Origin of the sequence: Prevotella sp. MGM2, assembly GCF_002933955.1 — a bacterium.
Taxonomy (GTDB): Bacteria; Bacteroidota; Bacteroidia; order Bacteroidales; family Bacteroidaceae; genus Alloprevotella.
In genome coordinates, this window is record NZ_BEWW01000021.1 from 1 (window position 1) to 11,547 (window position 11,547).

Consider the following 11,547-nt stretch of genomic DNA (forward strand, 5'->3'; position numbering starts at 1 on the left):
AAAGCAAATAGTGTTAAAATACACATGGTGCAATTCCTCCTATATGGGAATACATTCATTATTTGTTTTTGCTTTTTTACAGTTGGAGTTTATTGCATGACAGCGGGATGATTCTGGTTGCATATTATATGCCTGACAATGAATGTTTTCCTTTCTTGAATACTTCTCTTAGGGAGAAAAGTATCAGAAGAGTGAAAGCTGTTTAAGAGCGGCAGATATGAAAATGGCTTCCTCGAAGGTATAGTGATGATGAAACTGTTCTTAATGTAAAATTAAAAACAAACGGTAAGGAGCTGCATAAAGAAAAGGCATTGCTTCAACTGAAAAAGCAACACGCAAAGATTTCGTTTTCTTTGTAAGAGAAGTATTTCAAATGCAAATATATTCAAAATTGCCTGAATGTGGCATGAAAGATTGGTAAAAGGTTTGTTCTATAATCTTTTTTTACTGATTTGTTGAACATTTGTCAAGCAAACCGCAATCATATTACATCCGGCAACTTCTGTCACATAGTGCGATAGATACGATTTGTTTTATGATACTTCTCTTACAAAGAGAAATACCGTTGCCATACCCTGTTGGGTTGTCAGGCATAATGGAGATAAAAAATAAAAACCAAAGATAAAAAAGATGAAACGAACGATTTTACTTCTGGTGGCAAGCCTGTCGGGAATGTTCAGTTCGACAGCGGAGGCGCAGGACATTAACGTTAAGACGAATGTGCTGGCCGATGCTTTCCTGAATGTGAACGCCGGCGTGGAAATAGGTCTGGCTCCCCGCTGGACGTTGGATGTGGCGGGCTATTACAACGGCTGGACACTCTCGCACGACCGGAAATGGAAACACTGGATGGTTCAGCCCGAAGCGCGCTACTGGTTCTGCGACCGCTTTGTGGGGCATTTTGTGGGCTTGCATGCCCTGGGCGGGCAGTATAACATCGGCGGCCTGAAAAACAGCTTCTCATTCCTTGGCACCGATTTCTCCAAGCTCTCCGACCGCCGTTATCAAGGGTGGATGGCCGGGGCGGGACTTGCCTACGGATATTCGTGGATGCTGGGCAAACGCTGGAACCTTGAGGCCGAGATAGGCGTCGGATACGTTTATACACGCTACGACAGTTACCCGTGCGCCAAGTGCGGCACTAAAATCGAAAAGAACAAGGCAGGTCATTACATCGGGCCTACGAAAGCGGCTATTAACCTGGTATATTCATTCTAATTCATGCAGATTATGGATAATATGATAAAAATACTTGGCTTCTTCCTTCTCGCCCTCCTACCGGCGGGAGGCGCCAAGTGTCAGACGATAATGGACGGAAAGGCCGAGGTGAGAAACCTGGCTGTGACACGTAACGGCGATCGGCTTTTCGTGTCGATGGACGTTGACGTGTCCGCCCTGAAAGTGAAGAGCAACAACGAAGTGGTGATTACCCCCACGATTACCGGAAACGGCACTGCGCTGGCCCTGCCGGCAGTGATGGTGGCCGGCCGTAACCGTTACCTGCTGCGCCAGCGCTACGGGATGCCCGAAGGTGTGCGGCAGCTTTACCGCAGCGGCAAGGTGAAGGTGGTGGAATACCGTAGTGTGATGCCTTATGGCGAGTGGATGGACAAGGCGTCGCTCAGTGCCGGCTGCGAAACCAGCGGCTGTTGCGGCAGCCCCCTTGCGGAGAGCAGGGAGCGGCTGGCCTGCCTCGACCTCGTGCCGCGGGAGTTTGTTCCCTCTTTCCTTTATGTGTCTCCTCCCGCGCAGCCCAAGATACGTGAGGTGCAGGGATCGGCATACATCGACTTCCCGCTGAACGGAACCGCAATACGCGCGGACTACCGCAACAATGCGGCCGAGCTGCAAAAGATACTCCACACCATCGATGCCGTGAAGAACGATGCCGACTGCCGTATTGTGGCCCTTTCCATCAAGGGATATGCCTCTCCTGAGGGGCCGTATGCCGGCAATGAACGGCTGGCACGCGAGCGCACGGCCGCCCTGAAGGAGCATGTGCGTCGCCTTTACGACTTTCCGCACGATATAATCACTACGGCCTATGAGCCTGAGGACTGGCAGGGACTGGAGCGCTACATTGCCGCTTCCGGCCTGAATGAGCGGGAAGCGCTGCTCGAAATAGTGCGCAGTCAGCTAGAACCGGACGCCAAGGAGTGGCGGCTCAAATCCCGCCATCCTGAAGCCTACGAATTCCTGCTCCGCGAAGTTTATCCTTCATTGCGCCATTCCGATTATGCCGTGCGTTATGAGATACGCGAGTTCAAGGAGGTGGAGGAAATCATGCGGATGATGAAAACCGCTCCGCAGAAACTCAGTCTGCAGGAACTGTATCTGGCTGCTCAGCAGATGGAGACGGGAAGCGAAGGATATGTGGAAACCTTTGAGATTGCCGTACGCATGTATCCCGATGACGAAACGGCCAACCTCAATGCCGCTAACACGGCCATGAGCCACCGCAACCTGAAAAAGGCCGGCAACTATCTGGCCAAGGCCGGCAACTCGCCCGAGGCCGTTTATGCCCGTGGCGTTCACGCCGCTCTTTCAGGAGAATACGCCCGTGCCGCAACATTCTTTGAAGAGGCTCTCCGGAAAGGTGTGGAAAAGGCAGGCGAAGCCCTTTCACAACTTAGGGAACTGACCGAAAAGGAAAAATAAGGAAACAGAAAACATTTTTATTCATTTTAATTTTTACTAGGATGAAAACTTTTAAAATTTTATCAGGTCTGGCTATGGGACTGGCGTTTGCCTCTTGTTCCTCAGACGATTTGGCCGACAACGGTACGATTGCTGCTGTTGATGAGGTGCGCTTCCTCAAGGTGGCATTGTGCAATCCAGGTAGCGGACCGGCCAATCGGGCGCTTTCCGGGGATGACAAGTATGAAACCGGTACGGATGCCGAAAATACCGTTCAGGAAGTTCGTTTTGTGTTTTATGACAAGAACGGTGAGCGTGTGTCTAATGTCGTGAGCATACAGGGAAATAACTTGGAATGGAATAATGGTGCGGGACAAACTGTGGAGAAATTTGTCAAGGCCGTAGTTCCCGTTTCTATTTCCAAGGGACAGGAAATGCCGGCTTACGTGATGTGTTTCGTCAATCCCAACTCCGAGGATGCGATATTTGAAGGAACAACGTTGGAAGGTTGGCGTAATGTAAAGCGTGAGAACCTGATGAATGGTAATGATAATTTCTATATGGTTAACTCCGCTTATTATGGTCATGACCCTATAAAGAATGTTACAACCAAAATGTCGGGTACGCCGATTACACTGGAACAGTTATACACTTCACAGGCAGAGGCTGAAAACCCCAGTTCTTCTACCATCGATATTTATGTGGAGAGATTCGCCGCCAGAGTGGATTTTGAAATTAAGGACAAAAGCGGAAATTCATCTATTGCAGATTATGAAGGCGTAGAGGGTTATACTCTCAAATTTATTCCTGAGGCCTGGAGGGTTAATGCGGACGAACCCGAAATGTATGTGGTCAAGAAATTTGCTAAAGATGGAGATAGCGGAGTACCTACAGAATCTGAATTGAATGGCCAATTAGGCAGCTGGTGGAATGATGCCGCAAACTATCGCTCTTACTGGGCTTGTTCTCCGGCTTATTATGCTAAGGATTATCCCCGGGTTTCCGATGACATCGAGGATAAGGCTGTGGCATTGGGGAAAGCAGGAGCCGGCGAGCCGATTGAGCCATACCAACGTCAGTATTATAGCTACGATCAGGTGGTTAAGGATGGCGTGAAAATCAATTGGGAGAACACTACGTCGTATAGTGGAAAACAGTATGTTCGTGAGAATACGGTTCACACTGATGGCCTTCATAGCTTGAATCCGCGTGCTGCCGCTCCCTCGGTAGTGCTTGTCGGCCATTATGAAGTAATTGATAATGCCACCCAACAGGCTTTGACTGACAAGACATTCTATCTTTTCGGTAAGAACAATGGCAAGTATAACCTTTATAAGTCAGAAGAGGATTTGATGGCTAAGATGCTGTCTTCCCAAACTGTTTTGGCTACGGATAATCAAGGCACTTTCCTCAAAGATGCAAACAGCTATAATAATTTGTTCGAAGTGAAACATCCCGATAAGGCTACGCGTGATGAAGTAGGAGGCCAACTCGTGGCGGGCCGCTTTGTGACATTGCAGATTAATAAGGAACAATTGGCAAACAGCGCAACTGTATACTGCCACATGGGGGCTGAAGGCTGGGTAGCGGTCACTGCTGACAATGTGGACGCTGTTAACGCCCAGTTGATGCAGGGTTTGGGCTTTGCCACCGCTTATGAGGACGGAATGGCCTACTTCTCTATCCCTATCAAGCACTTGGGATATCATCTGAACGATACTAACCCTAACGCTGACCTGTCAACAACGGATTCTGATTTTGATTGGAAGAAAACCCGTACAGGTGATTTCGGTATCGTGCGTAACCACGTTTATCAGATTAACGTGAATTCTATTACGGGCCTGGCAACCGGACTTCCCACCCGCACTACGCCTATCGTGCCCCCCATGGGCGAGGATGAATATTATATCAGCTATAAGCTGAACATCCTTCAGTGGGCTGTGGTACGTTCTCAGGATGTAGATCTTTAAGAAATATCTGCGGCGGAAGGAGGGAGAATACATTTCGCCTTCATAGTCTGCCGCATGCGAGGAACTTCCTCACCCGCAGAGGCTTGGCCGCCTCTGCGGGAACTAAGACAAAAAAACAATAGAAGCACATGGAATTAACAAAGAAGTTGAACCGCAGCATGCTTTATGCACTGGTCCCGCTTTTGATGGCGTCTTTCTTCTCGTGTGAGGCCATCTACGAGGATCTCGAACCTTGTGAAACGGAATTTAGAGTGAAGTTCCGCTATGACAGGAATATGAAGAATGCCGATGCCTTTTCTTCAGAGGTGGAGTCGGTAAATCTGTGGCTGTTCACTCCGGAGGGAAAACTCGTATGGAGCGGCGCCGGGGCGGGCGAAGAGTTGAAAACGGAAGATTATGCCATGACACTGCCGGTAGTTCCTGGTGAGTATGATATGATAGCCTGGTGCGGCTTGCCGCAGGACGAGACTTTCGCTCTGGCGGCGGATAACGTAGCTGTAAGGGAAGACCTGATGCTGAGCGTCAGGAAGAAAAACGACGCTGCCGGCGATTACATGGATGCCGAAATGCACCGCCTCTATCATGGTATGCAGCGTGTGACGCTGAAGGAAGCGGAACAAGGCGGATGGGTGGACGCCACGCTCCCGCTGACGAAAAACACTAACGTTATACGCGTTATGTTGCAGCATCTCGACGGGTCTGCGGTGAATAAGGAAGATTTTGATTTCTTCATAGAAGCCACGAACGGCGTGATGAATTACGACAATAACATCTTGGGAAGTGACAAGTTTACCTATCGCGGTTGGATGAAGAGCACTGTCTCTGCGTCTTTCGATAAGGATAATGATGCTTCGGATAGGGAAGGGGATAATTCCGGACTTGTCCGCGCAGAAACCGGAAACGACGGCGTGCAGACGGAAGTCAACGGATTGTTGGCCGAACGTACCGTCGGGCGTTTGATGGCCGACCGCCGGCCGGCCTTGGTGGTGCGGCGCAATACGGATGATACTGATATTATCCGCATTCCGCTGACAGATTATCTGCTCATGGTGAAGGGAAATTATAATAGTCACATGACTGATCAGGAGTATCTCGACCGTCAGGACGATTACACTCTGACTTTCTTCCTCGACGGAGACAATAAATGGTATATGGGCGCAGGCATCTACGTTAATTCGTGGAGGGTGGTTCCGCCTCAGGATACAGACTTTTAACAGGGAGGTTATTATGAAGTACGCACTTCTGAACATAAAAAGAATATCGGCACCGGTGGTTTTACTTGCTTCTGTGCTGGCATTCTGTGGATGTATTAGCGATAGTGAGTCTCCCTGTGATGTGGAAAATGTCCGTGAGGTGACGATGAATTTCCGCCTGGCCATACAGAGAGAGGCTGCGAAAAAGACGCGTGCCGTTATCGAAGGTCACGAGCCGGGAACAGCGGCCGAAAATGCTGTAGACCTTCAATCGCTCAAGTTACTGCTTCTCACTCAAGGAGGCGTTATTTTGCAAGATATTAGTGATATTGCAAAGAAGCAGAATGATCCGGAAGCAGATAATTATAGTAGCTATATTATCAAGGCTACCTTCAAGGAACCTTATTTTGACTATTCGGCTCTTGGCGGTGATGTGAAATTCAATATCATGGTATTGGCCAACTGGCCGCAGGATGCCTTAAAGACCGTAGCTGAAAAGATATCGGCTTTAGAGATTGAGAATGCGCACCCTCTTTATGTGATGCCTGCCGGCGGTCAGGGCCTTGTTCCTTCCGTGTCGGAGGACGGAAGTGTCGGTACCGGTATTCCCATGTACGGCTTCAAAGACTTTACCGTATCTCAAAGTGCTTTGCTGGAAAGTACAGAAGCCGAACCTTACGACCTGAAAGATGACATCAATCTGCTACGTTCCGTAGCAAAACTGGAAGTCGCCGATGACATTTCCGGTAAGGATGCCGCTGGATTTCCGCGTGTCACCTCCGTCAGTGTAAATACTTCTTCATATAATAGTTCTGCCCTGCTTATTCCGGAAAACTTCCGTGATAATGAGCAGGTCACAGTCCCTTCCATTCCTTCCGATCCTGCCCCTACGTCCGAAGCTTTATTGCTTCAGACGTCATCCGGCAGCAAAGCATATTACGGTTATTGCTACCTTCCGGAAACATCAACCGGTTTGAGCCTCACAGTAGAGATTGAAAACTATGCCCAAGGCGGTTCGTCTCATTATGTGGGTGAACCCCAAAAGGCAAGCTATACCGTTAGACTCACGCCCGATCAGAAGGTGTGGGGGGACTATTTTCTGCGCAATCATATCTACCGTCTCAATATAAAGAGCGCCGGCTCGGCTCTCTCACTCTCCTACATGGTTTGTCCGTGGGATGAACAGGAATCCGGCGACATATCATTTGATTGAATCTATCTATACAGGAAACCAATATAGCAATGAAACTGAAAAATATCAGCATACGGTTTTTTACCTCCCTCATGTCCGTTGCGGTCGTGATGTTCGGCGGATGTTCCGATGACCCATTTGTCAGCCCCGACTTCACCGTCAGCGGTGAGGCTACAACGGTAACGTTCGAGCTCAGTGTGCCGCAGATGACACAGGTAACCCGTGCCGCTCTCACGGAAGACCAGATGAACCGGGTGGAAAACGTTTGGGTGCGTACTTACAGCTCGGCTACGGGAGAGCCTACGAGCGAGGCTAAGATAATAACGGAGTTGTCTGCCGATGAACATAACTCCCATTCTGTAAATCTTGAAACAAAGTCGGGCAACAGCTATATCGTGGCTGTGGCCAATATCGACAATATGGGATGCCGTATTGATCCTGAAACCGGAGAGGCGGGCCCAGAACAGTCGTTGCGCGAATTGCTGAAAAGCGCCGATAGCTGGCAAGAGTTTCTCGCCATTACCGTTAAAAACCCCAATCTCGTGTCTCCCGATGTACCCTTGGCCATGTCGGGATGCTATCTGCCGGAGACAGAATATCCTAAAATAGAATGGAAAGAACAGAACTTCACGCCGGTGTTCATTCCCGCTGCCGGAGAAGTGTCTTACACCATGCCGGGCGCCATACACCTACGCCGCCTGGTGGCTCATGTCAACTTCAATCTGACTCCCGGACCTGACGTCTCCATTGTCCCTACGAGCTATCGTATCTTCAATGTGCCTTTGCGGGCCTATGCCTATGAGCGGAATACGGGTGGTGAAGCCGGCGGGTCGGGTAACTATCCCAATGCCACCGACCGTGTGACGGAAGACGCCAAGGAAGAGCATTATACTAATTCCACGTTGTATGATGACCGCTATTTTACGGCTAGTAGCGATGGTTCCTATAGTTTCGATTTCTGGCAGCTGGAAAACAAACAGGCAGGACTGACTACTTGTCAGACTTATACCGACCGTGAAAAAGAACTCAAAGGAGACGGCGGGCGGAATACCGGCATTTATGTGAACCTTTCCGGCGATATGTGGACGCCCGCCAACATGGCTACCTACGTGGAGATACAGTGCGAGGTGAACCGTCGCAACGGAGGTCAGGTGAATGTGGACGGTGACGGAAACATAATTGGCAATAATAGCGGAGAAAATGCCTATCGTTACGGCAATGCTATCTTTACCGTTCATCTCGGCTATTGCGAGAACAAAGACGCCAACGGGAAGGCGACGGCCGCTACCGCTCAGGACTTCAACTGCCGGCGTAATACCAATTATAATTATAATATCACCGTCAACGATGTGTCGAATATCGTTGTGGAGGCCAATGGTGAAGAAAGACAACCCGGCATGGAAGGGGTGGTCAACGATGTTACCAATCCTAGTATCGAACTGGACTGCCATTACGCTGCCTTCAACATTCAGATTACCGATGACGAAAGAAGAAGCGATCAGTTCGGTTTCACCATAGAGGCTTGGGATGAGGATGGTAATTTGGTTAGCTTTACAGACGGAGATGGTGATTTGTCGAACGAGCAATACGCCAATTGGATAGAGTTGCGCCGCACTAACAACGAGAATACCCTCGCTGAGTATAAACCCCGTGAGGGCGCTAATGCCGATGGACAGACTATGCTACTATCAGATTTGAAGAACGCCCAGTCCCATCAAGGGGTGTGGTACACCGTATTTGTTAATGAGTATGTGTATGAAACCGCAGCCAACGGTGATGAATCTAATTCTGTCTCATGGCGGAATTATGTCAACAAACCGGAACGCCGGTTTTGGATACGCACGGCACGTTCTGTATCAGCCGATGGGGAGAGTATATATGCGCGCTCCAAATATGCCGCATCGCAGAAATCCATACAGACTTATTATTCTGTAGACAATCTCACTGAAGCGGAAGGCAACATACCGGCAGGTACAGCCATCGGTGTGGAAAACATAGACGAAACCCGCGGACTCAATTTGCGGCAGTCAACCTACGGCAGCGATTTAAGTAACGGACGTTACAATGTTTGGGGAAGTTGGTTGGAAGGCCGTAACAATGGAAGTACGGCAGATAAGAAATGGAATAATGTTGTCGATGTAACCAAGCCTCTGACTCTACCTGCAGTTAACGCTCAGGGCATTTCGCTTCCAGAGCGTATTGCATATTTGCCTAAATTAGCTAATTATGGGGGGAGTCTTACTTATAATAATTATGATCCCAAGCCTAATTCACGTAATGCGGAAGACTATATTGAGGCTATCAATGCCTGTATGAATCGTAATCGCGATAATGACGGAGACGGACAAATAGATGCCTCCGAACTCAGGTGGTATGTGCCGGCCTCGGGAAAATATTTGCGTCTGATCCTTGGCCGCAATTCTCTTTCTAATCCGGTTATGGATTATGCGGGAGTTAAGAAACTGTTTAGTAAGGAACATAATGGGCAGAATTCCAGTTTGCTGATGTATGCCAGCAATAATATTATATTGTGGGCTATGGAGGGTGTCTCCACTTCCGCTTGGGGGGAGCATCGCAGTAATCCTCCATGGAATGTGCGGTGCATACGTAATCTTGGTACAAATTTGAGTACTGTGACCAATGGTGAGAAAGTGGCGGCGGCATATAAGCATGATGCTGCAACGCGTACTGTGAAAATGACGTATTATGATGAATTGTCCATCCGAAAGGAAAAGTTTGAAAGTCCGTTGCCTGCACACTATATTTGGAATGCCGATCAAAGTTCTAATTATAATATGGTGTATAAGGCTTTTGAATATTCCAACGGATCTAATGAAGTAACAACAGGGACTGGTAATGCTGCTAAAAGATTCCGCTATGATTGGCATGGAGCTGTAGAAAGCGCTGTTTTTGAAAATAATACGCCGTGTAGTAGCCTTAATACAAATGGACAGAAAGGATGGAGAGTGCCAAATCAAAAGGAACTTGCCATTATGAGAAATTTAGGAGTGTTTACTAATATACCGGCTGGCAATTATGCTGCCAGTTGTACTTTGGAATATTATGATTCCGATGGAAATGGCATAGTTCTTTCTATTGATAACAGCAAAAGAAGCTATATGGCAACACGTTCGGACGGAGGAACGCGCATTGCAAGCGGAACAAATGCTTATATCCGCTGCGTCCGTGATGTTGAACCTTAGTGTGGATTGATTATGTGTGGACGCATCATACTGTTATCAGGCGTTTTGCTGATTTTGGCTTGCTCCGGCAATTCCCGCGGCAACCACAGCGAAAAAACTGTCGTATCAGCCGTAGCAGCGGTTGATACGGCAGGCGATTTACCGCTTCCCGAAGTTCCGGCCGGCTTGCAAGCCGCCGAGGAGCGCGCCGCTTATGTGGCTGAGCATTTTTGGGACGCGATGGACTTTGCCGACACCCTGCGCGGACGCAACCGCGGTTTTATGGAGCAGAATTTCGCCAATTTCCTCACTCTCTTCCCCCACGTGCCGGAAACTGCGCGCGCAGCCGCCGTCAGTAAGCTGATGCGGCGGGCTGAGGCTGACACGGCAGCTTACCGCCTTTTGGCGGAAATCGCCGAGAAGTATCTCTACGACCCCAATTCGCCCATGCGCAACGAGGAATTCTTCATTCCCTTTCTTCAGGAATTGGGCCGTACCTCTTTGCTGGACGAGTTTGAGAAAACACGCCCGGCCTTTCTGCTCAGAGCCGTTATGAAAAACCGTCCTGGTATGCGGGCTGCTGACTTTACTTACATTGTCCGCGATGGCCGCCGCTGCTCCCTGTATGGGACGCAGGCGCCACTCGTCCTGTTGATTTTCTACGATCCCGACTGCGAGAACTGCAAGGAAGTGACAGCGGCATTGAGCGGCAACGGATTTCTGAACCGGCTTATAGCCGACGGACAACTGACCGTGTTGGCCGTTTATGCTGACGGCAACCGCGCCGCCTGGGAACGTACCAAGGCCGACATGCCGGCTGACTGGACTGTAGCCTTCGACACGGGCCGCATAGGCACGGAGGAACTTTATGTGCTGCCCGCCACTCCGGTCATTTATCTGCTCGACGGCAACAAACGGGTGTTGCTGAAAGACGCTTCGCCGCAACAGGTGTTCGAAGCGTTGACGGCATTGGTGGCGGTACCCTGATGCAGAGTGCTCCCGCTTGCATTTATATATCCTGTCTGCTTTCCGGCTGAAACCGTCTTCTTCATCCGGAAAGTATTTTTTTGAGGGTTGTCCTGTCCGGAGTGTTTTAAAGGAAGGTGTTGCAACTTTTTGCAAATAAAAGCTAAACGGATTCCGGCTCTCTCGCCTGAAACATTAACATTTTTAACTTTTATGGCTGCGGAAAACCGTTGGGTAACGCGCCGGACCGATTGGGTGATAACGGCAATAAGGATAATTTTTACACCGATACTTGGATTTTAAATTCCAAGTATTGCATTTTTTTGTGCAATAAACCTATTTTCGCGTTGAAAAGGCCGTAAAAAAAGCAACCTTTTGAGGTTGCCCGCTGATTCTAGGGCAAAGAT

7 protein-coding genes are annotated in these 11,547 nt (G+C 49.1%); all 7 read left to right on the forward strand.

Annotation, left to right across the window (positions count from 1 at the left end; translation table 11 throughout):
- Positions 1 to 630: 630 nt before the first annotated feature.
- The 7 genes from C5S62_RS00445 to C5S62_RS00475 all read left to right on the forward strand — a co-directional run bounded on the left by C5S62_RS00445 (position 631) and on the right by C5S62_RS00475 (position 11,161).
- Positions 631 to 1,218, forward strand: a complete 588-nt coding sequence (locus C5S62_RS00445; RefSeq protein WP_104403589.1) for a DUF3575 domain-containing protein — start codon at positions 631 to 633, stop codon at positions 1,216 to 1,218.
- Positions 1,219 to 1,239: 21 nt separating this feature from the next.
- Complete coding sequence (locus C5S62_RS00450; protein ID WP_223301075.1) at positions 1,240 to 2,658, forward strand: DUF3868 domain-containing protein; 1,419 nt, start codon at positions 1,240 to 1,242, stop codon at positions 2,656 to 2,658.
- 41 nt (positions 2,659 to 2,699) lie between these two features.
- A complete protein-coding gene (locus C5S62_RS00455) occupies positions 2,700 to 4,607 on the forward strand; it encodes a fimbria major subunit (RefSeq protein ID WP_104403590.1) in 1,908 nt (635 codons plus the stop codon).
- A gap of 128 nt (positions 4,608 to 4,735) precedes the next feature.
- Positions 4,736 to 5,821, forward strand: coding sequence for a FimB/Mfa2 family fimbrial subunit (locus C5S62_RS00460; RefSeq protein ID WP_104403591.1), 1,086 nt, complete (start codon positions 4,736 to 4,738; stop codon positions 5,819 to 5,821).
- Between the two features lie 13 nt (positions 5,822 to 5,834).
- Entirely contained in the window at positions 5,835 to 7,013 is a 1,179-nt protein-coding gene (locus C5S62_RS00465) for a hypothetical protein (RefSeq protein ID WP_104403592.1), read from the forward strand.
- Between the two features lie 29 nt (positions 7,014 to 7,042).
- Positions 7,043 to 10,195 carry a hypothetical protein gene (locus C5S62_RS00470; protein WP_104403593.1) on the forward strand — a complete coding sequence of 1,051 codons (3,153 nt, stop codon included), beginning with the start codon at positions 7,043 to 7,045 and terminating at the stop codon, positions 10,193 to 10,195.
- 12 nt (positions 10,196 to 10,207) lie between these two features.
- Complete coding sequence (locus C5S62_RS00475) at positions 10,208 to 11,161, forward strand: DUF5106 domain-containing protein (RefSeq protein ID WP_104403594.1); 954 nt, start codon at positions 10,208 to 10,210, stop codon at positions 11,159 to 11,161.
- The last annotated feature ends 386 nt before the right edge of the window (positions 11,162 to 11,547 follow it).

Coding starts and splice junctions, on each gene's coding strand:
- C5S62_RS00445 (WP_104403589.1), top strand. CDS start 631: ATGAAACGAACGATTTTACTTCTGGTGGCAAGCCTGTCGGGAATGTTC.
- C5S62_RS00450 (WP_223301075.1), top strand. CDS start 1,240: ATGATAAAAATACTTGGCTTCTTCCTTCTCGCCCTCCTACCGGCGGGA.
- C5S62_RS00455 (WP_104403590.1), top strand. CDS start 2,700: ATGAAAACTTTTAAAATTTTATCAGGTCTGGCTATGGGACTGGCGTTT.
- C5S62_RS00460 (WP_104403591.1), top strand. CDS start 4,736: ATGGAATTAACAAAGAAGTTGAACCGCAGCATGCTTTATGCACTGGTC.
- C5S62_RS00465 (WP_104403592.1), top strand. CDS start 5,835: ATGAAGTACGCACTTCTGAACATAAAAAGAATATCGGCACCGGTGGTT.
- C5S62_RS00470 (WP_104403593.1), top strand. CDS start 7,043: ATGAAACTGAAAAATATCAGCATACGGTTTTTTACCTCCCTCATGTCC.
- C5S62_RS00475 (WP_104403594.1), top strand. CDS start 10,208: ATGTGTGGACGCATCATACTGTTATCAGGCGTTTTGCTGATTTTGGCT.